This is a genomic window from Pseudoalteromonas sp. JC3, from assembly GCF_030291895.1.
In the GTDB taxonomy this organism is placed as follows: Bacteria; Pseudomonadota; Gammaproteobacteria; order Enterobacterales; family Alteromonadaceae; genus Pseudoalteromonas.
This window is the reverse complement of record NZ_CP127855.1, coordinates 4,198,082-4,222,371: the sequence shown is the minus strand read 5'-3', so window position 1 is coordinate 4,222,371 and position 24,290 is coordinate 4,198,082. Positions and strand designations below refer to the sequence as shown.

The window sequence follows — 24,290 nt, the reverse complement described above, 5'->3', positions numbered from 1 at the left end:
GATCTTATTCTACTGAGAGTGTTATCGTTTTAGTTGCAACGGAAGCGGACTTTTCATCAACAACACTTAAACTTACCTGGTAGTCGCCTGATGCTACAGGAGTGAATTGTAGGTTCGAGTCATGAGCTGCGGTACTGTCAATCACTTCACCAGACGGAGCAACCACCTTCCAAAAATAGGTCAAATTGCCTGCATTGCTGTCGCTATCTATAACCTCTGGAGTTATCCGCAGTGCAGCATCTGTTTTTAGTACACCTTGATAGTCCAGTGCCGTAATTACAGGAGCGCTATTTTGAACTGCATTTACTGTGATGAATGCTGCAACCACTAGTTCAACCTTGCCATCAGACACGATGCATTTCAGCACATAGTTACCAGCTTCATCGAAGGTAAGAGACGCGCGATTATCAGCATTATTGACCACTGCTGCGCTATTCTCTGGCTTCGTTTCAAGCGACCAGCGATAAGTGAGCGGATCGCCGTCTTTATCTTTTGCGGATACCACAAAGACTTTGGTTTCCCCTTCCGTAGCTGTAGATATTTGTGGGCTCATAGACGCTGTGGGTCCATAGTTTTCAGGGTGGCTCTTTATCACGCCACTGGCAGTTTGGCTTAGCTCACCGTTACTTACCTCCACAAAATAACGGTAACTCCCCTCTCCGTGAGGTGTAAAAATCACCGTATCGGTATCTTCATTCGTAACGGAATAGGTCAAACCGGCTTTAAATGGCTCAAACCTCCAACTAAAGGAGAGTGTTCTGCCGCTTGTATCTCTACTTCGCTTGGCACTAAGCTCGATGGCTTCATTGATTTTGGTTGACTCTGGCGCATCGACGAATACAAGCGGTTTGTTTGCTTCGCCTAATTTGGCCGTTAAGGTATGGGTTGCCTCACTTAAACGACCCTGTCTGTCTTTAAGGCTAAAGCGGATTTTATATTGTCCAGCCTTATCTAATTGAAGCGAGGTGAGAAATCCATTTGGTGTTGCCATTGCGGCTTGGCTGCCGCTCGGTTTGCTGTCAAAACTCCAAAGCGGTGTTACAGCGCCTTGATACTGACTACCATCGCTTTTCAGCTCAACAAAAGTCATTGAGCTTAATGTAACCTCGGAAGGTGCTGAAATAACCGCTTTAAGAGTTGGTTGGTTATCTATAACGATGACTTTTTCTGATTTGCTATGTGACGATTTACCATCATAAACGGTTAAAGTAATGGTGTATTCACCCGCAAATTTAGAGGCAAAAGAGGCAAGGTTATTGTTAGGGCTTACCAATGTGTATTCATCAACATGAGCAGGTGCAGTGACTTGCCATTTATAGCTAAGATTATCGCCGTCTGAGTCTGAGCTGTTGCTCGCATCTAACTGTAGATGCTCGTTGATGGCAATTTCCTGTTTTGTGAGTGTGAAATTAGCGACAGGAGGCGTGTTCACATTTGGAGTGGTTTTCTCTTTTACACGGATCTCAAACTGTGTTGTCGATTCGTTACTACCTGACTTGATTGTTAGCCCTACAATGTAACTACCTGCAACATCAGCGGTAAAGTACGCTTGCTTAGCGTTGGGGTTAGAAAACTGAGCGTTACTGCCTTGAGGTTTGGCTTGCCACTGCCATGTTATTTCGGCATTTTCAGGGATCGTACTTCCTGCAGTGCTAAGCTGAATGACGTTGCCTGCCTCCCCAAAGGCACTAGCCTGAATTTTAGCGACTGGCTTAGTCGTGGTATCCGTTCCTGAATCTGTATTATCGTTATTTGAATCCGTGTTGCCATTATTTCCATTTTTGCCGCTATCTTGATTGACTGGTGTAGTGTCACCACCTGAACCGCCGCATCCTGCTAGTAATAGTGAACAACAAAGTATTGATGTTATTAAGTTTTTGTTCATTTAATTATCCTTTTAAGTACCTCAACTGGGAAATGTATCCTGATGTTCATAATATTTCCAGTTAAAATTTGTTCAGTGCAAAATTTAACTTGTTTAGGTTTTGAAGTTTCGACTATAATCGCCTTAAATTTCGAAACGAAACTTATTTAATGACTAAACGAAACACTCAACAGCGCAGACATACCATTCTTTCATGGGTGAATGAATACGGTGAAGTAAGCGTAGAATCACTTGCCGCTGAGTTTGAAACGTCAGAAGTTACGATTCGTAAGGATTTAACGGCACTAGAAAAAAGTGGCCTGTTACTACGCCGCTATGGCGGTGCGATAGCCCTTCCTAAAGAGATCACCGCATCAGGTAAAGACGAGCAAGACTCAGTACGTAAAACAGCCATTGCCAAAGCGGCCGCCGAGCTGATTAAAGATCACAATCGCATCATTATCGATAGCGGCAGAACCACTGAAACCCTAATTCCTGAGCTTGCGCAAAAGCGCGGTTTAGTCGTGATGACCAATGCGATGAATATCGCTAATCGATTGTTATCACTTGAAAATGAGCCAACCTTATTGATGACCGGCGGGACGTGGGATCCGCACTCAGAATCCTTTCAAGGGCAAGTAGCAGAGCAAGTACTGCAATCCTATGACTTTGATCAGCTTTTTATTGGTGCCGATGGCATTGATGTAGAGCGCGGCACAACCACATTCAACGAATTGATTGGGCTGAGCCGTGTGATGGCAAAGTCAGCCCGTGAAGTGATTGTGATGGTCGAATCCGACAAGATTGGCCGTAAAATTCCGAATTTAGAAATACCTTGGGCACAGATCACCACTTTGATCACCGACAACAACTTGGCCGATGACCTCCGCCAAGCGATCGAAGCGCGTGGTATACAACTTATCTGTGCTGAACTACACACAACGTGCAAATAATGGAGAGATTATGTGTGGAATCGTAGGCGCTGTTGCTGAGCGTCCAGTAAACAAAATTCTTATCGAAGGCCTAAAACGCCTTGAATACCGTGGTTATGACTCTGCGGGTGTCGCACTTTGCGAAGGCGGCGCACTCAACAGCGTGAAAGCCGTAGGTAAAGTGGTAAACCTAGAATCTGCGCTTGAAAATGCTGAAGTAAAAGGTACTACCGGTATCGCACACACACGCTGGGCAACGCACGGCGGCGTAACAGAAGCTAACGCGCACCCGCATATTTCTAACAGCGAAATTGCGCTGGTACACAACGGCATTATTGAAAACCACGAAGGTTTGCGCGCGGCATTAAAAGAAGACGGTTACGAGTTTTTATCTGACACCGACACCGAAGTGATGGTGCACTTGATCCATCAACTCAGACAGCAACACACTACATTACTCGCTGCCGTGCAAGCAGCGGTAAAACAGCTCGAAGGTGCATACGGCACGGTATTGTTTGATAAAGCCAATCAAGATGAAATCATCGTGGCACGTTCAGGCAGCCCATTGGTTATCGGCCTTGGCCTTGGTGAAAACTTTATTGCCTCTGATCAACTCGCGCTATTACCAGTAACTCGCAGCTTTATCTTCCTAGAAGAAGGTGATGTAGCACGCATTACTCGCGAAACGGTAGAAATCTTCGACATTAACGGCAATCCTGTAGAGCGCGAAGTGGTTGAGTCTAACATCACGCAAGATGTGTCGGGCAAAGGCGAATACCGCCACTACATGCTAAAAGAAATCTACGAGCAGCCAATGGCCGTACGTAACACACTTGAAGGCCGTTTAGATAACGATCGCGTCAGTATCGACGCATTTGGCGACAAAGCTAATGAAATCTTTAAAGATGTAAAACACGTACAAATCATCGCGTGTGGTACGTCTTACCACTCAGGCATGGTGGCGCGCTACTGGCTAGAGCAATTTGCAGGCGTAAGCTGTAACGTTGAAATCGCCTCAGAGTTTCGCTACCGCGACTCATTCGTTCACGAAAACAGCCTACTGGTAACCATTTCACAATCGGGTGAAACCGCAGACACACTTGCAGCGCTGCGTCTTGCCAAAGAGCAAGGCTATATGGCGTCGATGACCATCTGTAACGTACCTGGCTCATCGCTAGTACGTGAGTCAGATCTTGCCTTTATGACCAAAGCCGGTGCTGAAATTGGGGTGGCATCAACCAAAGCATTTACAACTCAATTAGTTGGCTTATTGATGCTAACTGCGTCGATCGCGCAGGAAAAAGGCCGTGATCAAAGCGCAATCGTAAACGCGATCAAAACCCTGCCAACCAAGCTTGAAGAAACCCTAACGATGGCCGATGGTATTGAACTTCTTGCAGAAGAATTTGCCGACAAACATCACTCATTGTTCTTAGGTCGTGGTTCACAATACCCAATCGCAATGGAAGGCGCACTTAAGCTTAAAGAGATTTCCTACATCCACGCAGAAGCTTATGCGGCAGGCGAGCTAAAACACGGCCCGCTAGCGCTTATCGACGCAGATATGCCTATTATCGTCGTCGCACCAAACAACGAACTGCTTGAAAAGCTCAAATCAAACGTTGAAGAAGTGCGCGCACGCGGCGGTATCATCTATGTATTTGCAGACAAAGACTCAAACTTTGCCTCAGACGACACCATGCGAGTAATGAACGTCAACCACGTAGAAAACATCATCGCCCCAGTGGTTTACACCATCCCATTGCAGCTACTTTCGTACTATGTAGCCGTGATCAAAGGCACCGATGTTGACCAACCGAGAAATCTCGCAAAGAGTGTAACGGTAGAATAAGAAAAGGCGCGCAAGCGCCTCATGTTGTAACTTAGGAATAAAGTTTCATACTAAGTAATAAAAGTATACATACTTAAATGATCGCAAAGTTGATAGTAGCCGGCTTTGCGATTTTTATAATGTAATTTATTATACCCATACTAATTTACTTATTTGAGAGTTTTTCATTAACTAAAGAGATCAATACTTCCTTTTTCTAGAGAATCAACGATTATATCTAGTGACATATCTCTTGATGCTTGTACCATAATCACATCATCGCCTGAAACCTCAGAGAGCAAGAAATTAGCAGCCAAGTTGGCATTTTCAAAGTGCTTCCAATGTTTTAGCTGGGCTGTTTCTCCAATGAATCTAGCATGCTCGCCAATGGTAATTAAAACATCTATACCAATTTCAGAAATAACTTCACCTATATGTCTGTGAGCTTCCTCGCTGAATTTTCCTAATTCCAGCATATCCCCAATAACAGCCATTGTTCTAGCCCCTTTTGCTCTGACATCAGCCAAAGTGTATAAAGAGGCTTTGATTGAGTCTGGTGCTGCATTATATGTGTTATCTAGTAAAACTGCTCCACATAGTGCTCTAGAAAACACACCTCGTCTTTCTGGAGTTGAATAAGAAGAGAGTCGATCAGCAATCACTTCTTGTCTAATTCCTAAAGCTGATGCAACAGCAAAAGCAGCTCCTGCGTTGTAAGCGTGATGCTTTCCAATGCTTCCCATTATTGATATAGGAACACCATTAATACGAAACACAGGGTTTCCTTTAGAGGTCAAGTGAATATCAGATATTCTAAAGTCTGAGCCTTCAGATTCCCCAAAGGATAATATTTTACACTTTGTAAGCTTTTTAAATTTTTCGAAATACTTATCATCGGCATTTAATATTAAGAGACCGTCAGCATCTATACCCTCTAATATTTCTATTTTTGCTTTTGCTATTTCTTCAATAGAACCTAAATGTTCAATATGAGACATTCCAATGTTAGTGATGACACCAATGGTCGGTCTAGTAATTTTTGAAAGATAATTTATTTGGTTTTTTCCTCTCATTCCTAGCTCAACAACAGAACATTCATGACTTCTATTTAGCTTGCTTAACTCAATCGGAACGCCAAGTTGGTTATTAAAGTTTTTACGGCCTTTATGTGTGTTAAATTCACTTGATAATATGTGTGCGATCATATCCTTAGTACTTGTTTTACCTACACTTCCAGTAACTGCTATTAGAGGGATATTTAACCTTCCCCGCCATATTTTGCCAAGCTGGCCCATAGCATCGACAGTCGAAGGGACTACAAACTGAGGAATATCTACATGTTTCACTTCCCTTTCCACAACTGCGCCAATAGCGCCATTCTTTTTAGCTTCGGATAAAAAGTCGTGACCATCAAATTTTTTTCCTTCTAAAGCGATAAAAAGGTTTCCAGGTAAAACTTCATTAGATATTTGAGTATACCCGGTGACATAATCTAATGAAGATATTGGTTTCGTTGGCCTTCCACCAATTGCTACGGAAGCCTCTATTAAAGGTAAGATCATAATTTAATTTCCTTATGTTACTGAAAGAATAGTCGAATCACATTTGCTATAGTTGCTAGAGCTCCTAAGGCTGAAATGCGTAAAGCTGTTTTTTGAATTTTTAATGTGGTTTGAAGCTCTTTTTCTTTATTTTTAGCCTCTTTATCTATTTCGCGACTAATCCACTTCGTTGCATATTCAACAGTCGGTTTGAATGTTGTTGTGAGCTTTGTTTCTGGGTTAATCAGTGTTGTGGGATTAGGAATCTCTATGAGAGATTTCGGTTTTGCATTTATCACCAAAAGTCTAACTTGTTCTACCCCCAGAACTTGCAAGCTCTCGTCCCACTGTCTTTCTGACTTTCTTTGGCCTTCTTCGTGCCAATCAGACATCAATTTGGTCATAATTCTCCTTAAAATCTTAAGTCTTAGATTTACTAATCTATAATATATATCGAAAATGTTAACAGTGTAAATATTCTTGGTTTGTGGTTTCTATATAAAAGATAATTATGCGTAAGGTAAAATATGCTGATGCAATTTAATCAAGGCTCGATGCAACCAAATGTTGCAGAACCAAGTAGGATCGATTGGTCGAAAAGAGACAAGAAATTTGTTAGGTAACTAATTAATTTAATGAATAAATCTGAAAATCAATTAGATACAGCGTGATATACAGTCACTTGGTTCGCAACCCACGCAAGCATTCCATTGTCTCAGATCAAAAAATACATGAGTTACCTTTTTGTAAATTATTTTTTAATAAATGTTGTGAAACTATAGGAGAATATCAACGCCGTCGTATCGCTGTGGCATGTATTCGTTGTATTGCAAAACATCAAATACTCAGAACTTGGCGAATTGAACGTATGGCAGGGCTAAACGAGAGCACAGCAGCACTGACAGCAGCACTGACACCCACGATTATTTACTCACGATGGTTATGGCAGTTTCGACTTAGAATTATACAAGATTGTTCATTATGTGTATCAAAAGCGCTTCTAAAATAAGGTAGCTGTTGGTGTTTGCTTATTTTTCGACACTAAAACTAGTGTATCACGCACGACAAGGGCGCTGTAATTTGCACCACCCACGATTATTTACTCACGATGGTTATGGCAGTTTCGACTTAGAATTATACGGGGCAGCAGCACTGAGGGCAGCAGCACTGACACCCACGATTATTTGCTTACCATGGTTATGGTAGTTTCGACTTAGCATTGTGCAAGGTTGTTCATTATTCGTATCAAAAGCGCTTCTAAAATAAGGTAGCTGTTGGTGTTTGCTCATTTTTCGACACTAAAACTAGTGTATCACGCACGACAAGGGCGCTGTAATTTGCACAGCTTGAGGGGTTATCGCTAAAGGCGTTATTTGGTTAAGCTAGCAAGCGTTCACAATTTGCTAGATTTGTGCGCCGTCGTTTTTTAAGGGTTCCACAATAAGCTGTGAGTACTTGCTCTCGACCCACCGCGCCGTGGAAAACCCGAGAAAATTGTGTAGTGAGCTTCATCCAGTTATCAGGTTCGATGTTTAGTCGAGACAGAATAGGTTGAGACTCAAAGATGGCACCGCTTTTGTCGGTGCGAATACATTGACCGGTAAGCTCAACTAATTCTATATAAAACTTGAGTTCAAAAGGCAGCCCTTTTGGCATATGTTTTCGGGGGCTTCCCGCAAACCGTAATAGGCTTTTTGGTTGTTTCCCTTGCCTTGCATGGTCGATACGCTTTTTGATACTGGTAAAGTCAGAGGTTTCAGGTGTTGGGGCTAATTTAGCTCGAATAGGGTTTAAGTCAACGTATGTCATACAAGCAGCTAATGCTGCTTCGTCCAGCAAGGGCTGAGATTTAAATCGTCCTTCCCAGAACCGGCCTGTACAATCATCCTCTTTATTTGCTCTACGGGCAATATCCTCGTTGAGTACCCGCATAAACCAACTAATATCAGCCAGTCTTTGTCTGTATTTGGAAGTATATTCACTGAGTATCAACTGCTCCGACTCGCTTAGAGGCTCTTCCTCGATAAACTTCCAAGTTACCCAATTACCTTTAAACAGCTTGTGCCAGCGTATTACAACGGCTTTATCTGATAAGCGCTTGGCCTTTTTATCATCAACGTGCAGAACAAGGTGAGTGTGGTTACTCATCACCGCATAAGCACAGACGTCGATACAGAAAACAGCTGCCAATATCAGGAGCTTTTCTTCAACCCAATCACGGCGATGTTCATAGGATTTTCCGGTCAATTTATCTTCACCGCATAAAAACGCGCGCCTCACGCAACGGGAGATACAGTGGTAGTATTTGGTGTCGGTTAAGCTGATTTGATTTTTACGGGCAGTAGCCATCCTTTGTTTTCCTCAATCCTTTGAGTGCAGAATTAGAGCGTAGACGACTTTTAAAAAAGGCACAAATTAGTGGTGGGTGTCTTTGGTTTACTGTTGTGGTGGGTGTCTTTGGTTTACTTGTTCAACTTCTACAGGCTTATATGCCCTCAAAATCAAGATACTAAAGGCGCATTCAGCGCCTTTTTTATAACGGTTCAAATTAATCCGTCTTAAAAATCTCATAACTCATTTCCCCTTATGGGTTTCTGAAGTTTGCATTCTAAAAGCCAAAGCAGAAAACTTATTTATTAAATACAATTTCTTACTAGATATTTTTCTATTTATTTAAATCGTAAGTTTGTGGTACTACGCACTTAAAAAGACAGTATGAGTAACAATCAGGCACAATTCATCAAGACGTCAGGTTTTTTGTATTTGAACTGCTAATGTCAGTGGTTCTTAAATCACCATTAAGGACAAACCATGAAGTCGAATTTAGCTTTACTCACCCTATTATTTTTAAATCTCAGCGGTTGCTCTATGAATCATGCTGAAGATAAAACCAATGTAAAAGAAAGTATGTATTTTGGTGAGCAGCCACCGGGTTTAGTGCCGAAGATCTTTGAGCCTAAAATAGTTTCACCAAACGGGGAGTTTGAAAGCGGTACATTCACGCCAGATATGCAGTCTTTTTACTTCACCAAAGCGATAGGCGAAGACAAAAAGCGAGGTTTCTTTGTTATCCATAAAGAAAATAATCAGTGGGGAAAGGCGTCAGAAACAGATCTACATTGGCCGCAGTTTTCTTATGATGGTAACAAAATGTTTATCGGTAAAATGTATCGAGAGCGCGAAGGGGGTGGTTGGTCTGAGCCTAAAAGCCCAGGCGCGTTCATAGAACATATGGCTCATGGACGATCGGTTTCTGCAAGTGGCACTTATTACTTTACCGGATATAAAAAGCGAGGTGTTGTTGGCGCTTTGTATTACTCTCGACTTATCAACGGGCAGTATGAAGAGCCGATAAAGCTAAGAGACGATATGAATCAAGGAGAGTATATTGCTGGTTCTATGATAGCGCCTGATGAGTCATATTTGATTTGGAGTGTGCAACGAGCAGAGGGTTTTGGCCAATCTGATCTCTATATTAGTTTTAAAGAGCAAGATGGTACTTGGTCGAAGGTTATAAATATGGGGACAGCAATTAATACAGAAAAACAGGAAAGCTCCCCTCAATTATCACCTGATGGAAAATATTTTTTCTTTAATCGAGGTGATTGGCATGTGAATGGAAGCGGCAAACGTGTTTATGAAGGAAAACAATATTGGGTTGATATTCAACTGATAAAAAACTTAAAACTAAAAAGTGAGTTTACTTAATTATCTTATGTTTACAAACAAAGGCGCGTTTGGCGTCTTTTGACTAATATCTATAGGACACGTAACTGTTCAACGAGTATGCTTATTTACGAGTTACATGGTAAGCAACCAAGCTACAAACTGTTTTGCTTCAACAGCATTGCTAAGGCTTACTTTTCTGAAATCAGCATGATCTTTATAAACAACATTTTGTTTGTTTACAGAGATCGATGAAATCGGTGGGGTGGCTTCTATGTCAGGGGCGGAGCATACTTTGATTACTTATAAGCCAAAGAACACCTGTGCCCTAAATTTGTCGTTCCAGCCAGCTGTTTTCAATTTGCTGCGTTGACTCGGTAAGCCGCATTCACACTGCTTGAGCATATTCATTACAAAGCGCCTGAATAGGGCCATATTTTCCACCGCACCATCGAGACAAATTCTTGATGAATCCTCTTTAAAGGGGGTTATAAAGACACCCATAATTATTTGTCATCAAAGCTGCACTATCCATACACAACCTAATACGATTTGCATTGGCTTAACCGAAAAACGAAAATGATTTCTGTCCAGCAAACAATACTGACAGCCACTACTATTTGCTTACCATGGTTATGGCAGTTTCGACTTAGCTTTGTACAAGGTTGTTCATTATTCGTATCAAAAGCGCTTCTAAAATAAGGTAGTTGTTGGTGTTTGCTCATTTTTCGACACTAAAACTAGTGTATCACGCACGACAAGGGCGCTGTAATTTGCACAGCTTGAGGGGTTATCGCTAAAGGTGTTATTTGGTTAAGCTAGCAAGCGTTCACAATTTGCTAGATTTGTGCGCCGTCGTTTTTTAAGGGTTCCACAATAAGCTGTGAGTACTTGCTCTCGACCCACCGCGCCGTGGAAAACCCGAGAAAATTGTGTAGTGAGCTTCATCCAGTTATCAGGTTCGATGTTTAGTCGAGACAGAATAGGTTGAGACTCAAAGATGGCACCGCTTTTGTCGGTGCGAATACATTGACCGGTAAGCTCAACTAATTCTATATAAAACTTGAGTTCAAAAGGCAGCCCTTTTGGCATATGTTTTCGGGGGCTTCCTGCAAACCGTAATAGGCTTTTTGGTTGTTTCCCTTGCCTTGCATGGTCGATACGCTTTTTGATACTGGTAAAGTCAGAGGTTTCAGGTGTTGGGGCTAATTTAGCTCGAATAGGGTTTAAGTCAACGTATGTCATACAAGCAGCTAATGCTGCTTCGTCCAGCAAGGGCTGAGATTTAAATCGTCCTTCCCAGAACCGGCCTGTACACTCATCCTCTTTATTTGCTCTACGGGCAATATCCTCGTTGAGTACCCGCATAAACCAACTTATATCAGCCAGTCTTTGTCTGTATTTGGTAACATATTCACTGAGTATCAACAGAGGAGCAGCACTGACATCCACAGTTATCTGCTCACCATGGTTATGACAGTTTCGGCTTAGCATTGCACTAAATTGTTCATTATTCGTATCAAAAGCGCTTCTAAAATAAGGTAGCTGTTGGTGTTTACGTATTTCTCGACACTAAAACTAGTGTATCGCGCCCGGCAACGAGGAATACTGCGTCCCAGGCTATTAATGTGGTAACGGTGTCTGCGTGTGCTTGTTCAAATTGAATCTTAAACTAACTACGCGACGTGTTAAAAAATATTTAAACTTGTTTTGTTTTATTTAAATTTGTTATGTGTTAGGTTTGCAATGCCTTAGATTTCAAGGGCTTTTCTAATAAATGAACTTAATAAATGTATAAAGGAATAATATACAATGAAAGTATTGAACAAAGTTTTTGGTGCAACCGTTTTAGCGTTAGGTGTATCTGCAGGGTCGGCTTCTGCTGCTGAAGTAAAAATCACAGAAGTAGATTATGGTAGTGTGATCATCCAAACTGCTGATGTTGTGTTAAACCACAGCCAAGCAGGCACTTTCTCTATGAATGTGAGCGAAAACCATTTAACTGTAAATGCTCAAGACTCTAATGGACGTAAGTTCCGCTGCGTAATGAATGGCACTGTAAGCTACAGCGATCCTACTATTCTTGAAAGAGTAACGAACATCGCAGCGACAATCTCTGAAGGCGACAGAGTACAATTTGAGGTGCAAAAAAATGTATTACCTCAAGTTTGTCATGTTAAAAAAATGCTAAGCTTCTAAGCTTTGCTATTTCGCAATGGAAAGTGTGCGCACCTTCCATTGCTTTAAGTACTTCTATTTAGCTAGCTTGACTACGCAGTGATAAAAGCTTGGGCAAGATCATGGTGACCATCTCTTTCTAAGCAATCGATAACTTGTTGTTCTACTTGAGTAACTAAGTTACTGCGCTTTAGTTCGATAAAGGCATCGGTAAAACTGTCTTTATATTCTTCCCAACCGCCACAATATGCATTGGCTTCACCGAAAATGGACTTAAATTGATAGGTGATAAGAAAATACTCCCCCGATTCTTGCCATTCTGTTGTGGATTCAGTTACTTGACGACCATTCGCTTTCTTCACAAATAAGCGAAACAGTTCAGGTTTGAGAAAGTAGCCGTAGTGGCAGGTATCTAAACACGCAGTATAGTCGTTTTCGGTTAGCTGACTTAAATCGAGTTCTGGGTCTTTAAGTAACTTTTCTAAACAATTCGCGCCATATTCACACTTATCAAGGCGACAAATAATTTCGCACATCAGTGCAAAGTAGTCTGTGACAGACATTTTGCCTGCTTTGCGCAGCTCCACAAAAGAAGGGGCTACGGTGCGCTCAAAAAACTCAATGTCGAACTCTGAGCGATTCGCCGTCATTTCCATCAAAAAGTAGTCGGCGAATGGAAAATCAATGCCAAGTTCGAGGCAATGAAGACAGGCCGTTTCGATATCACCTGGGTGGTGATGATCAACTAATTCTCCCATACAAATATCGAGCTCTACCGCACTTAACTCATCACCCATCAAGTCGGCATACTGAATGACTTGTGCTTTCGTGAGTGCTGCGGTGACATCCAAATAACTTTCAAACAGGGCTTCCGATAAGGTTTCTACCTTTGCCTTATCTTGTTGAGACAAAGCTTGTTTTAAGGTGTCGAGGCGAGTTGGAGTGTCCTCGTTGTACCAATCTCCAAAATAGAATTGCGTCATATTTGTTTTCCTTAATCGATAATAGTCGCAGGAGTAAGTGATTAAGCGCTTGTTGCTGAATATCTAGCTGCTATCCTTGCATTGTTTAGGTTAATATCACAAGTTGCAATTCTTATCATTCAGCGCACAGGCAATCCAAGGTTGCATTGTGTTCCCAAACTGTTTACACTTGCCGCGATTCTAACCATTCATTCACTGTAGAGGAGAAAAAACATGACACAAACAACTTTATCCTTTGCAGGTCTTTCTCTGTAATTCGCGAGCGCGAATAAATATTTCCTAGCTTGCGAAAGCTGTATTTAGCGATTCTATGTTGCCTATGTAACCTAACATTTGATTGCTATAACTAAGCCATTCTAGACCTGCCAATACACAATTATTTTTAAACCTCATTGAAAGGTATTGGTAACTATGGGCAGATCCGTCCAACAAATTTCTGATCGCGTGTGTCTATTTGCATCTCAAGACACTTGGATTGAAGGCGCTGCGATCCAACAACTTACAAAAACCGCTGAACTAGCCAGTATGCATCGCGTTGCTGGTATGCCTGACTTGCACCCGGGGCGTGGTTATCCAATCGGCGCGGCATTTTTTAGCCTAGACCGGCTGTATCCCGCGTTAGTCGGAAACGATATTGGCTGTGGTATGGCGCTGTGGCAGACCACCACAAAGGTTGCCAAAGTTAATTTGGATAAGTTTGCTAAACGGCTAGAAGATATCGAGCAACCGCTCGATGCCAGTTGGCAAGAGACGATTCAAGCTGAAATGACACATCGTGATATTTCAGCTGGATTATTTGAAAGTGCACTGGGTACGATTGGCGGCGGTAATCATTTCGCCGAGTTTCAAGCGGTGGAACGTGTTTACAATGAAGCCGCGTTTACTGCGCTTGGCCTTGATAAAAAGTATTTACAGCTGCTGGTTCACTCCGGCTCGCGTGGGCTTGGGCAAGCCATTTTAGTCGACCATATTGCGCGTTTTAATCATGATGGCTTAGTGGCTGATGCGGGCTCGGAGAGTGAAAGCGCACGCTATTTGGCACGCCATGATGAAGCGGTGCGCTGGGCTGAGTTAAACCGCTTTTTGATTGCAAAAAGATTTCTCGCAGCCATTCGTAGCGATGGCGAATGTACGCTAGATGTTAATCACAACCTCGTGTGTCCAAAAGTTATTGATGGCCGCGCAGGTTGGCTGCACCGTAAAGGTGCGACCCCAAGTGACAAAGGTGCAGTCGTGATCCCCGGCTCACGAGGAGACTATAGCTATTTGGTTCAACCTGTAAACAATGCGCCTGCGTTAACTGCCAGTTTATATTCTTTGGCTCATGGTGCTGGTCGAAAGTGGAAGCGAGGTGACTGCCAAAGCCGCTTGAGTCACAAATATAAACGCGAAGACCTTTATCGCACAGCATTGGGGAGTCGTGTGATCTGTGGCAATAAGGAGTTGCTGTACGATGAAGCGCCGCAGGCTTATAAAAAGTGTGAAACCATTGTCAGTGATTTGGTTGACGCTGGATTGATAGAAGTGATCGCCATATTGCGTCCGGTGCTGACATTTAAAACCAACGGGAGTTGTTCGTCATGATCTTGTTGCAACTTTCAGCCGGTCAAGGCCCAGCAGAGTGCGGGAAAGCCGTTGCATTGGCGCTCAACTTAGTCGATAAACAAGCTAAAGCAATAGGCGCAGAATGTACTGTGTTAGCGCAAGAAATGCATGAACACAAAGGCTGCATGAAATCCGTATTGCTACAGCTTTCGAGTGACGCAAAAGCGCTTGCCGAGTATTGGCATGGCCCGCAGTTGTGGGTGTGCCAGAGCCCATTTCGTGCCAAACATAAACGGAAAAATTGGTTCTTTAGCGGAAGCATGGCCGAGATAGATGAAGTCACAATGGCATCCGATATTCGCTATCAAACTTGTCGCGCGTCAGGAGCTGGTGGGCAGCATGTTAATACCACAGACTCAGCGGTACGAGCGACGCATATAGCATCAGGATTGAGTGTGCGAGTGGAGAGTGAGCGTAGTCAGCACGCCAATAAGCGCGTTGCAAAGGCGTTATTGCTACAGAAATTGGCCGCGCAGGCAGATGCTGAGGAAATGGCTCGTGATAAAGCAAGGTGGCAGCAACATCAGGCGCTACAACGCGGTAATCCTAAAAATACTTTTAAAGGAAACCAGTTCAGCCCAAGGGTGCCGTTTAATATAGGAGCTCTGCATGACAACTAATGTGTTATTCATCTGTAGTCGCAACCAATGGCGCAGTCCAACCGCTGAGCGTATCTGGAAAAATCATCCGGGTATTAGCGTGAGATCGGCAGGCACAAGCCCAAGAGCACGTCGCAGCGTAAATGCGAGTGATATTGAGTGGGCCGATACTATTTTAGTCATGGAAGAAAAACATAAATCGCGGCTGCGTGCACAATACGCCAATCTATTGCGCTATAAAAATGTTCAAGTATTGGATATTCCTGACGAATATCAATTTATGGATGACGAGCTAGTGACGCTATTACAAGACAGTGTCGCGAGTATTTTAGTGGTTTAACCCAGCCCATTTGGGGTGTTAATAAGATTGTAGGGAAGAGGATAGAGCAATGTAATTCCATCGGGAACAAGCAATTGAGAACACAATAAGTCGTTTTGTTGCGATTAATTGCTGATTTTGCGGCCAAGTACCAACTTGGCTTTTTAATTTTAAAAATGGAGCAACTAAGATGAGAATTAAATATCCTCGAACTCCGCACTTGGTGTGGTCAAAAGGGATCACAAGTGATGATGTAAGGTGTGCCAACACGGAGCACTTTAAAAACAAACAAGTAGTCGTGACCGAGAAAATGGATGGTGAAAATACCACTTTGTATGCTGATTATATGCATGCACGATCACTCGACAGTCGTTATCATCCATCTCGCTCTTGGGTAAAAGCACTACAGGCTCAAATAGGTCTAAAGATTCCAAAAGGATGGCGTATCTGTGGTGAAAACTTGTATGCAAAGCACGCCATTCATTATCAGAAGTTGCCTAGCTACTTCCTCGCTTTTTCTGTGTGGAACGCGAGTAACGAGTGTTTAAGTTGGGATGATAGCCAAGCTATTTTTAATGAGCTTGGTCTGCATAATCCAAAGGTGCTCTATCGTGGGGCATGGTGCGAAAAAACCATCAAAAGTATTGTTGTAGATACAAACTTACAAGAAGGCTATGTGGTCAGAGTGGCTGATGCCTTCCATTATGATGAGTTTGCTAATTGTGTTGCCAAATGGGTGCGCTCAGATCATATTGTGTCGGATAAGCATTGGATGCATAGCGTTATTACACCAAACAAACTCATGGAGGAGTAACACTGTATGTTAGCGAAGAAAAAAGTAGCGGATTGGTTGCCTTTGCTTGCAGAGCAACATCAGCCTGATTTTACAGAGTGCTTAACCATGTTGGGGGAAACCTTTCCCCTGTTGCACGAACTTGAAGCAACACCACAAGATACTATTTGGCATGAGGAAGGTAATGTTGCCATTCATACCAATATGGTATTGGAAGCACTTTATGCATTGCTGCAGAGTTCTGCCTCTCATATAAAGGGGGAGCGAAGGCAGGTGCTGATACTCTCTGCGCTGTTGCATGATATTGCCAAGCCTGTCGTGACCAGAGCGAAGGAGATTGATGGTCAACGGCGGATTGTTGCACCGCGGCATGAGGCGATCGGGATGAGTTACCTAGCAAGTAGACTCGTTGACTTACCGTTGCCAATGCAGACTATTCAAACGATTTTGGCATTAGTCGGTTTTCATCAAATGCCCAAATTATTGGTAGTTAAAAACAAAGGCTTCAGTGAATATCTTAATTTAGCGCTAAATGCTGATCTCGAGATGCTCTACTGGCTCGAAGTTGCAGATATGCGAGGTCGTATCTGCCCAGATCAGGATATGCAAATTGAACTGCTGAGCTTGTTTAAAATGTTTGCTCAAGAATATAAGCTTTGGTCGATTGCAGATCCGGCTGAATCACTACTTGCTAATATATCGCGATACCCAACTGTTGAAGAACAGTGCTTCATTGCTGCTTATACAGTTAGGCAAATGGCTTTTGGCGAAATCACAGTTCCTGAAGAAGCTCCTATCAAATTTTACCAACAGGCAAAGCACTATGGTCATTTTTATATCATGTGTGGAGCTAGTGGGAGCGGTAAATCCAGTTGGATAGCAAAGCATCTTCAAGGATTTACACTGGTCTCTTTGGATGAACTAAGAGGCGAGATTAATGGTCGTTCCACGAGTCAAAAAAACCGTGGTCAGGTTCTACAAGCCGCCAAACAAAAGCTGAAAAAAGCATTAGCAGCAAAGGAAAATGTTGTGTGGGATGCGACAAACCTGCGAAAAGATTTTCGTAAGATACTTTGCGATTTAGGGTGTGACTACGGTGCGCTCGTGACGTTAGTTGTATTTCAACAAGGTGAAGTACAACTTCGGCAAAATAACCGAGCAAGAGCACGAGTCGTCCCAGATGAAGTGATAGCCCAGCAGCTGAAAAGGTTGGAGTGGCCATCGGTGACAGAAGCGCATCGGATACAGGTGATTGGCGAACAAGGGCAAGTGCTTTGGCAAAAGGGGGCGTTTTAGCCACCGTTCAGTGAGATTAGCTTTACTTGTCAGCTAATTTTGATAGCTGACAAGTAGCCAATATAGAAGTGTGAATAGTGGCAGAGCGCTATCCTACGAGCTATGCTAATTTTATCTTGCTCAAGAACAGTTCTTTTGTCGGACTGCTCCTGAACATCATCCAAAATTTCGAAGCCTAAAACGTTCCCTTTCTTTGCATTTAACAATCGTTGCACCAGTTTATATTCTTGTGTTGTATAGCCTAGCCAAGGAGCAACTGCACTAGTGTTGTTGGTCATACTCCCTCATACCACTTTTACCAATATCAATGAGAGTATTAAGGTTATATGTATAAATTTTAAGCGCTTTTATATAAAACTTATATACCTTAAAGAAATGACGGTAGACCCACTGTCAGACATAGCTATACTTCACTCTCGATACGCCAAATACAATTATTTTGTGTGGTGGTTTTTAGGATTTTGTTTGTGGAATATAGGGCGGAGGCGCGGAAATACACACATAGATACTTTTAGAATGAGCACAGGTGCGCTCAATATTAATGCGTTTAAGACTATAAATATTAATCCATCATAAGCTTTTTGCGGCAGCAGCATATGGATACTGAGGAATTTATCCGCTAAGAGAATCAATAACCATGATAAAAAGGTGGCTAGAAAATGGTCTAATTTTAGGAAGTAGGCAATAGGGAAAGTTGCAAAAAATATCATCAGGTAGCCGTAGTTTAGGTTGGTGCTGAGTGTGTTACAAAGCCACAGGGTCACGGCTAACAAGGAAATAGTAGATGTGTGCAAAAAGTGTGATTTTATTCCCTGACTTCCAGTAGCCATTTACGTTCCTTAGTGACTGTGGTGGTGTATATTTGTTCAGCAATTACATCCGAACTTGTTCGATAACGCAACGGCTTTTTCAATAACTCCACTGTGCTGCAAAGTGCCTCGCTAACGTAGCGCTTTAAAACGCTTCTATCATTGCTTGTGAAGAAGCGCTTAACTTGTTAAAAGTGCAAATTAAAGCGGTTTGATGGCAATAATATCAACCGCTTTTGCCAGCCATCCTTGATACAGTGTAAATACCTGTTTGGTGTAGGCTTGCTGGTGATGAAAATCAAACGCGGCATGGTCGACAAAGCGTTCGACTAAGGTAAGCTGGGTGCGGTTTTCACTTTCATAAAGTTCAAAGCGTAAACATCCGACCTCTGCTCGAGTGGCTGGCAAGATCTCTTGGATTGCGTTAATACAATCTTGATAGTGCTCGGTTTTAGGCGTGATATGGGCGATAAAGTTGACGTTATTGTGGCTGTTGGCCATGATATTTCTCCATAATGCGTTTAGTAACGGCGGTAACTGGGGCTGATAAAACATAGGCGGCGATGAATGAGGCCGGCCAAGCATTGGCAAAGGCATGCGCCCATCGCGTGGTAAAGTCCGCCACTAATCCCAAATTGATGTACGTAACCCATCCAGACACCATAAACGACAGGCACAATGACAGCAGTAATGTAAAAATGAGTTTTTGCATGTTTCCTCCTCTGGCTGTTGATATGATTGTAGGGAATTGCCAGCCGATCAGAATGGCAAAAATGGAAAGCTAAGATTGCGGAGATAACTATGCTAGATGACTTACGACTCTTTGTTGAGGTAAGCCGCCGAGGAAGTTTTGCCAAGGCGGCAGAAGACCTTGGCATAGGCGCGCCGACCTTATCTAAGCGGATGTTAGCGCTGGAAGACAAACTTGGTTATCCGCTCTTACTGCGCAGCGCCAGAGGACTTACATTAACGAATCATGGTCAGGCAGTGGTGGATAACATGGCGGAGTCTTTGCTCGCCTTGCAAGCGCAAAGTGAGGCGCTATCAACACTAGAAGCGTCCACTTTCCACCTGTTATGCCCGCAAAACCTAATGATTGGTCCTTTGTATAATGCGCTGCAATCGTTTCAGGCCCAGTATCCAGAGATCCAATTGCATGTGGAGCCTGCCAATAGTGTGGCCTTACTCAGCCAAAAGCGGTTTGATTTAACCGTGCGAGTCGGGGAGCTGGATGATTCAAGCGTCTATCAAAAACGGCTGGGGCAAATCGCGGTAAGGGTGGTGGTCGCCAAGGAAATTGCGACTACACAAACCCTGTTTTTGCCCTTTAAAGCATCGCAACTGCCCGCAACCGATGCGTGGCGAGCACTGTTGGCGCAGTTTAGTCACGTCTCTTATGTGGGTGATATTACCTTAGTGCGTAAATTGGTAGGCTCGGCTAACGGTGCTGGCGTATTGCCGATGACAGAAATTGCAGCGTTGGCAGCGCAATCTCAAACCGCATTTAGCTATATCGGTGACTACCAATTTATTCGCAGCATCTACGCACTTTGGCCAAATCAACGAACTCCACCGACTTACACCAGAGACTTTATTGAGTTACTGCAAATGCGGTGTCAGGAGCTTGATTATCTGCAAGGGGCAGTGATAGCTCTGTAATAAACACCGCACAATCGCATTTTATCCTAAGCTCAGATTGCGCTCAAAATGCACGATATCGACATCAGGCTTTAGCTTATAGAGCTGTGCTAACCGTCCGCCTGACTTGACCTTTTCATCCAGTGCTTCAAACATGTTTGAGGCTTCAATTCGTCTTACCAAGCTCTTGCGCTGAATGGGTTTGGCGATAATGGCTTCGATGGCGGTTTTGAGTTGTCCAATGGTAAATTGATCTGGCAAACAATAAACCGGGATCATGGAATATAACGCCTTTTGCTGCAGCCTTGCCTTGGCCTTTTCAATAATATGCTTATGATCAAAAGCCACAGCAAGATCTGGGATCTCGCTAAGATCCACCCATCTCACATCATCTACCGAGTCAATTTGGGTTGCCACTTGCTGAGGTGAAATCAAGGCGTAATAAACCAAGGTGACACTAAAGCCTCGCGGATCACGGTTGATCCCAGAAAACGCCTGAAGTTGTTCAAGGTATTGTGGGGCAACACTGGTTTTCTCTTTGATCTTACGCAGCGCGCTCATATCCGTGTTGTCATCCAGCTCAACATCAACAAACCCTCCAGGTAATCCCCAGCGGCCTTTGAACGGCGCATGGGCGCGTTTGGTGAGGAGGACTTTTAAGCTACCTTGCCAAATTGTAAATAACACACTGTCTACTGAAAAAAGAGGCGGGTGAAACTGGGATAAATTGTGTTCTGAGCTCATTGATTTTTTAGTTAATGTCTTTTGGACACAATAAACGATTGTTTAGGTTAAAGCAAAACAAAGGTTTCAATGTTAATAAGTGGAGTATATTGTCTCTGTGACTCTATCTTGGTGCTTGATCAAAATTTGTGTTGTGATGAGTTTGTGTCTTTATGACACTATTAATTTTGAGTTGCAAAGGTTGCTATTTTGAGCTTGTAAGTAATGTAAAAGTCCTTTTATTTTAAATGGTTATAGTAGCTGGAAGGGATGGAAGCGGATGTTGTTTTATTATGCGATAGTTAAAAGCGGTATCAGTAGAGGTAAGTATGACGTTCCTTAACGAGTAAGGCTGTGGCATAGTAAAGTCACTTAAATTATTAGCTGAAAGATCACCCTGCAATGTGGCTACAAATATCCCTCGTCATGCGGAGGTGCTGTGGTTATAAAGCGGCTTTAAGAATCTCAGCATTAACTCGTTAAATTAATCTCAACAATGTCTGACCAATATACTGTTTTATATGTAGAAGATGACCCAAGTAGTGCTGAGATATTACGTTTATATCTGGCACAAGCGGATATGCAGGTTGTCCATTTCGATAACGCCCCAGATGCCCACCGAGCCCTACAAAACCTAACATTTCAACTCGCTATTTTAGATGTCATGCTACCCGGAGGTGATGGCCGTGAGTTACTTAAAGAAGCCGTTGCACGCAACATTCCTACCATTATGGTGACCGCCAAAGTGTCTGAAACCGACCGTCTTGAGGGGTTTGAGCTAGGTGCGGATGATTATGTATGTAAGCCTTATAGCCCACGAGAAGTGATCTCACGAGCAAAGGCACTATGTAAACGTAGCTATCGTGGTCAGCAGAGTGCCGCTTTGTTGTTTGATGGCTTAAGTATCAATCTTGAGAGCAAATCCGTAACGGTAACACAACAAACACCAGCGTTAACGGCTGTGGAGTTCGAGTTATTACTGACCATGGCCAAGCAGCCGCAACAAGTATTTAGCCGCGCGCAATTAATTGAACAAGTATGGGGAAGTGATGCGCCTATTACGGATCGGGCAGTCGATACTCATTTGGCTAACTTGCGTAAAAAACTAGGTGACAGTAAGGCTGAGCCCAAGTTTATCGCCACTCGTTACGGGCAAGGCTATCAATTTATCGCGCGTAAGGTGTCTTCATGAAGCTAAAAACCAAATTTACCTTACTCGTGGCGCTTTGTACCTTTGCGCTACTCGGAAGCTTTTATCAACTATCTAAAAACTCAGCCGAGCGCACTTTTTTAGCATTTAATAAGCAAAGTGCGGTAACGTTTGGTCATTCATTGCTTGATGATGACTTAGTGGAAGAAGCATTGACTGGTAAAACCTTTGCGAGCCCAGAAGCGACGTTAACGTTTTTAGCATCAACCTTTCCTGAGCAGCTATTTATTTGGCGAGATGCTAACTCAACAGCGGATGTAAAGATCCTCAACCCCGATCTCACCATAGACTATGAGCAGGTCAAATCCGGTCATCAATTTTCAATTCATCATCCCGGTGTTGCGGCGTTTGTGGTGCAATTTAATGAGGCGCAATATGTGTTATCACCACAGGGTGAGTTGTTTTGGTTGCCTGAGGTATTGCTAGATAGGTCGTTTGAAAAGGAAGCGCTGCAGCAAGCGATGTTGGATGATTTTATGCTTACTTTGGTCATCTTATCGATTATTGCTGCATTACTTGCTTGGTTGGGGTCGTGGTACTTTTTGTCGCCACTTAAACAGCTCAAACGTAGCTTCAAGGCGATAGAGTCGGGCGAGTTAGACACCCGCTTAGCGCTAAAACGCCATGATGAAGTAGGTGAAATCATCAATAGTTTTAATAATCTTGCGGCTTGGCTACAAGGTTTGCATCAGCAGTATAAACAAATGAATTCCGACTTATCTCATGAACTTAGAACACCACTTAACGGCATTCGTTCGCGCTTGGAGGCGATGGAAGACGGTATAGTGCCAATGGATAAGGCTCAGTTAGCGGTGATAACCCAAGACCTTCACAACGTTAACCGTATTATCGACGACCTGTGTTTGTTGTCATTAACCGAGTCAAAGCAGCTGACCTTGTCATCAACACGAGTAAATCTCTCTGAGCTGTTAACATCGACCTTAGTGCGTTACCAAGCACAGGCCGAAGCGCGAGGCGTGAAATTGGACGCAGATATTCAAGAAGGTGTGACCGTGACGCTTGATGCCGGAAGAGTCAGACAGATAGTGGTGAACTTATTAGATAATGCCTTTAAATATGGTGCTGATGGTGGCGTTGTGACGTTAAAGCTCAGTTATCAAGATAATGAACTGGTGATTACGGTTGCTGACTGCGGCCAAGGTATGTCGCCTAATCAACTCGAACAGGTGTTTGAGCGCTTTTATCGTGCGCAGGGGTCGCGCCACGATACATCCAGTTTGGGGCTCGGCTTACCAATTTGCCGTCAACTTGCCGAGTTGATGGGCGCGACATTGACCGCGACCAGTACTGAAAATCAAGGCGCAAGCTTTTCACTTCGGTTTTCTCGACTAACTTGATAATTGCTTGACAATTGCTCGGCATAGTTAGCTCAACAACGACATCAACAGTTTGAGAGCAAAAATATGAGAGCAATTATTTTATCAGCATTGGCATGTACCACCGTTGGTTGTGGGATCACCGCGTCTACCGCGCCACAATCACTCACTTTACCGATGAAGTACACCGAGAAAGGTCATGCCTATGTGATGGCAACGATTAACCATACGGTTACCCATCCTATGATTTTAGATAGTGCTGCGAATGTTGGTATTTTACCGGTTAATCTGAAAGCAGCACTTGCCTTGCCAGAAGATAAGCTAAGCAAAATGGACGTACAAGGCGCAAGTGGTAGCTCAGAGCTAGTATTGGCAACGATAGACCACACCAGCGTCGGCCACTTAGCAGCAGAGTCGCTTCCATATGTATTTAAAGATATGACCCGCTTAGATGTGGAAGGCGTCTTGCCAGGAATTTTGGGGCATGGATATATGTCGCAATATTGTAATGTGTTTGATTTTAATAATAATGAGCTGAGTTTGTATCAAGGGGTTTGCCCAAGTAGCGTGACACAAGGCTTGGAGAGTGAAAGTTTTAAAATAGATAACAATTTCATCAAGCTGACAGCAAGTTTTAATGGCGAAGAGGTAGACGCCGTGCTTGATACCGGCGCTCCAACCAACTACATCAACTCACACCTGGCCAATAAACTAACATTAACGCTGGGCGAAAAAGACATCAGCCGAGGGTTAAACGACCAAGCGACTAAAAAGGTGGCCATAGAATCACTGCGTTTTAGCTTAGGTGACAAGGAAATCATCAATACCGAAAGTCACTTATCGGATATGCCTGTGTTTGAGGTGCTTGGATATAAAGATGAGCCGTTTATCCTGCTGGGTTTAAGTAATTTCAACGACGATAAGCTCATTATCGACTACGCTGAGAACAAAATTTACTTTTGATCC

Annotated in this window: 23 protein-coding genes and 2 pseudogenes; 13 read left to right on the top strand and 12 right to left on the bottom strand. The window is 43.2% G+C overall.

Annotated features, from left to right (window positions below; genetic code table 11):
- Nucleotides 1-4 precede the first annotated feature (4 nt).
- Nucleotides 5-1,885: a PKD domain-containing protein gene (locus QSH61_RS18350; protein WP_206473517.1), complete on the bottom strand. Its 1,881-nt coding sequence runs from the start codon at nucleotides 1,883-1,885 to the stop codon at nucleotides 5-7.
- A 149-nt stretch (nucleotides 1,886-2,034) separates the two neighbouring features.
- On the opposite strand from QSH61_RS18350, the gene QSH61_RS18345 reads away from it, so the two are divergent.
- Together QSH61_RS18345 and glmS are read left to right on the top strand one after the other, a co-directional pair.
- Nucleotides 2,035-2,817 (top strand): DeoR/GlpR family DNA-binding transcription regulator, encoded by a 783-nt coding sequence (locus QSH61_RS18345; RefSeq protein WP_010377680.1) that lies wholly within the window; start codon nucleotides 2,035-2,037, stop codon nucleotides 2,815-2,817.
- A 10-nt stretch (nucleotides 2,818-2,827) separates the two neighbouring features.
- A complete protein-coding gene (gene glmS, locus QSH61_RS18340; RefSeq protein WP_039493253.1) occupies nucleotides 2,828-4,648 on the top strand; it encodes a glutamine--fructose-6-phosphate transaminase (isomerizing) in 1,821 nt (606 codons plus the stop codon).
- A 167-nt stretch (nucleotides 4,649-4,815) separates the two neighbouring features.
- Here glmS and QSH61_RS18335 read toward each other — a convergent pair whose 3' ends face one another.
- From QSH61_RS18335 to QSH61_RS18325, 3 genes are all read right to left on the bottom strand, one after another.
- A complete protein-coding gene (locus QSH61_RS18335; RefSeq protein ID WP_206473515.1) occupies nucleotides 4,816-6,189 on the bottom strand; it encodes a UDP-N-acetylmuramoyl-tripeptide--D-alanyl-D-alanine ligase in 1,374 nt (457 codons plus the stop codon).
- Nucleotides 6,190-6,206: 17 nt separating this feature from the next.
- Complete coding sequence (locus QSH61_RS18330) at nucleotides 6,207-6,572, bottom strand: hypothetical protein (protein WP_206473512.1); 366 nt, start codon at nucleotides 6,570-6,572, stop codon at nucleotides 6,207-6,209.
- Between the two features lie 973 nt (nucleotides 6,573-7,545).
- On the bottom strand, nucleotides 7,546-8,517 hold the full coding sequence (locus QSH61_RS18325) for a transposase (RefSeq protein WP_206473510.1): 972 nt from the start codon (nucleotides 8,515-8,517) through the stop codon (nucleotides 7,546-7,548).
- 462 nt (nucleotides 8,518-8,979) lie between these two features.
- On the opposite strand from QSH61_RS18325, the gene QSH61_RS18320 reads away from it, so the two are divergent.
- Nucleotides 8,980-9,876 carry a PD40 domain-containing protein gene (locus tag QSH61_RS18320; protein WP_010606956.1) on the top strand — a complete coding sequence of 299 codons (897 nt, stop codon included), beginning with the start codon at nucleotides 8,980-8,982 and terminating at the stop codon, nucleotides 9,874-9,876.
- Nucleotides 9,877-10,137: 261 nt separating this feature from the next.
- Here the strand turns inward: QSH61_RS18320 and QSH61_RS18315 are convergent.
- Nucleotides 10,138-10,317: pseudogene (locus QSH61_RS18315) on the bottom strand (transposase); the annotation flags it as partial.
- A 330-nt stretch (nucleotides 10,318-10,647) separates the two neighbouring features.
- Nucleotides 10,648-11,244, bottom strand: a pseudogene (locus QSH61_RS18310) (transposase); the annotation flags it as partial.
- Between the two features lie 402 nt (nucleotides 11,245-11,646).
- Between QSH61_RS18310 and QSH61_RS18305 the strand changes: the two are divergent.
- Entirely contained in the window at nucleotides 11,647-12,033 is a 387-nt protein-coding gene (locus QSH61_RS18305; RefSeq protein ID WP_010606954.1) for a hypothetical protein, read from the top strand.
- Between the two features lie 71 nt (nucleotides 12,034-12,104).
- On the opposite strand, the gene QSH61_RS18300 is transcribed toward QSH61_RS18305, so the two are convergent.
- Complete coding sequence (locus tag QSH61_RS18300) at nucleotides 12,105-12,995, bottom strand: hypothetical protein (protein ID WP_206473508.1); 891 nt, start codon at nucleotides 12,993-12,995, stop codon at nucleotides 12,105-12,107.
- A 411-nt stretch (nucleotides 12,996-13,406) separates the two neighbouring features.
- Here QSH61_RS18300 and QSH61_RS18295 point away from each other — a divergent pair, with 411 nt between their 5' ends.
- The 5 genes from QSH61_RS18295 (at nucleotide 13,407) to QSH61_RS18275 (ending at nucleotide 17,607) form a co-directional block, all read left to right on the top strand.
- On the top strand, nucleotides 13,407-14,579 hold the full coding sequence (locus QSH61_RS18295) for an RNA ligase RtcB family protein (protein ID WP_206473507.1): 1,173 nt from the start codon (nucleotides 13,407-13,409) through the stop codon (nucleotides 14,577-14,579).
- Entirely contained in the window at nucleotides 14,576-15,220 is a 645-nt protein-coding gene (gene prfH / locus QSH61_RS18290; RefSeq protein WP_174170191.1) for a peptide chain release factor H, read from the top strand. The genes QSH61_RS18295 and prfH overlap by 4 nt, the downstream gene beginning before the upstream one ends.
- Nucleotides 15,210-15,539 (top strand): low molecular weight protein tyrosine phosphatase family protein, encoded by a 330-nt coding sequence (locus QSH61_RS18285; protein ID WP_174170192.1) that lies wholly within the window; start codon nucleotides 15,210-15,212, stop codon nucleotides 15,537-15,539. The genes prfH and QSH61_RS18285 overlap by 11 nt, the downstream gene beginning before the upstream one ends.
- A 169-nt stretch (nucleotides 15,540-15,708) precedes the next feature.
- Nucleotides 15,709-16,332 carry an RNA ligase family protein gene (locus QSH61_RS18280; protein ID WP_174170193.1) on the top strand — a complete coding sequence of 208 codons (624 nt, stop codon included), beginning with the start codon at nucleotides 15,709-15,711 and terminating at the stop codon, nucleotides 16,330-16,332.
- A gap of 6 nt (nucleotides 16,333-16,338) precedes the next feature.
- Nucleotides 16,339-17,607, top strand: a complete 1,269-nt coding sequence (locus tag QSH61_RS18275) for an AAA family ATPase (protein WP_174170194.1) — start codon at nucleotides 16,339-16,341, stop codon at nucleotides 17,605-17,607.
- A gap of 29 nt (nucleotides 17,608-17,636) precedes the next feature.
- Here the strand turns inward: QSH61_RS18275 and QSH61_RS18270 are convergent, their stop codons facing one another.
- The 4 genes from QSH61_RS18270 to QSH61_RS18255 all read right to left on the bottom strand — a co-directional run bounded on the left by QSH61_RS18270 (nucleotide 17,637) and on the right by QSH61_RS18255 (nucleotide 19,128).
- On the bottom strand, nucleotides 17,637-17,885 hold the full coding sequence (locus tag QSH61_RS18270) for a hypothetical protein (protein WP_130165172.1): 249 nt from the start codon (nucleotides 17,883-17,885) through the stop codon (nucleotides 17,637-17,639).
- A 156-nt stretch (nucleotides 17,886-18,041) separates the two neighbouring features.
- The gene (locus tag QSH61_RS18265) at nucleotides 18,042-18,437 is read right to left on the bottom strand and encodes a hypothetical protein (protein WP_130165171.1); all 396 of its coding nucleotides are present in this window, start codon (nucleotides 18,435-18,437) and stop codon (nucleotides 18,042-18,044) included.
- A gap of 180 nt (nucleotides 18,438-18,617) precedes the next feature.
- Nucleotides 18,618-18,917 (bottom strand): putative quinol monooxygenase, encoded by a 300-nt coding sequence (locus tag QSH61_RS18260; RefSeq protein ID WP_206473505.1) that lies wholly within the window; start codon nucleotides 18,915-18,917, stop codon nucleotides 18,618-18,620.
- Nucleotides 18,898-19,128, bottom strand: coding sequence for a DUF2798 domain-containing protein (locus QSH61_RS18255; protein ID WP_010606951.1), 231 nt, complete (start codon nucleotides 19,126-19,128; stop codon nucleotides 18,898-18,900). The genes QSH61_RS18260 and QSH61_RS18255 overlap by 20 nt, the downstream gene beginning before the upstream one ends.
- An 89-nt stretch (nucleotides 19,129-19,217) precedes the next feature.
- On the opposite strand from QSH61_RS18255, the gene QSH61_RS18250 reads away from it, so the two are divergent.
- On the top strand, nucleotides 19,218-20,075 hold the full coding sequence (locus QSH61_RS18250) for a LysR family transcriptional regulator (protein WP_206473504.1): 858 nt from the start codon (nucleotides 19,218-19,220) through the stop codon (nucleotides 20,073-20,075).
- A 21-nt stretch (nucleotides 20,076-20,096) separates the two neighbouring features.
- Here the strand turns inward: QSH61_RS18250 and QSH61_RS18245 are convergent, their stop codons facing one another.
- A complete protein-coding gene (locus QSH61_RS18245) occupies nucleotides 20,097-20,741 on the bottom strand; it encodes an NUDIX hydrolase (protein WP_238536749.1) in 645 nt (214 codons plus the stop codon).
- Nucleotides 20,742-21,273: 532 nt separating this feature from the next.
- Between QSH61_RS18245 and QSH61_RS18240 the strand changes: the two genes are divergently transcribed.
- The 3 genes from QSH61_RS18240 to QSH61_RS18230 all read left to right on the top strand — a co-directional run bounded on the left by QSH61_RS18240 (nucleotide 21,274) and on the right by QSH61_RS18230 (nucleotide 24,287).
- Nucleotides 21,274-21,969, top strand: a complete 696-nt coding sequence (locus QSH61_RS18240; protein ID WP_174170196.1) for a response regulator transcription factor — start codon at nucleotides 21,274-21,276, stop codon at nucleotides 21,967-21,969.
- Nucleotides 21,966-23,345, top strand: coding sequence for a sensor histidine kinase (locus QSH61_RS18235; RefSeq protein ID WP_206473503.1), 1,380 nt, complete (start codon nucleotides 21,966-21,968; stop codon nucleotides 23,343-23,345). The genes QSH61_RS18240 and QSH61_RS18235 overlap by 4 nt, the downstream gene beginning before the upstream one ends.
- A gap of 66 nt (nucleotides 23,346-23,411) precedes the next feature.
- A complete protein-coding gene (locus QSH61_RS18230; protein WP_206473502.1) occupies nucleotides 23,412-24,287 on the top strand; it encodes a retropepsin-like aspartic protease in 876 nt (291 codons plus the stop codon).
- Nucleotides 24,288-24,290 lie beyond the last annotated feature (3 nt).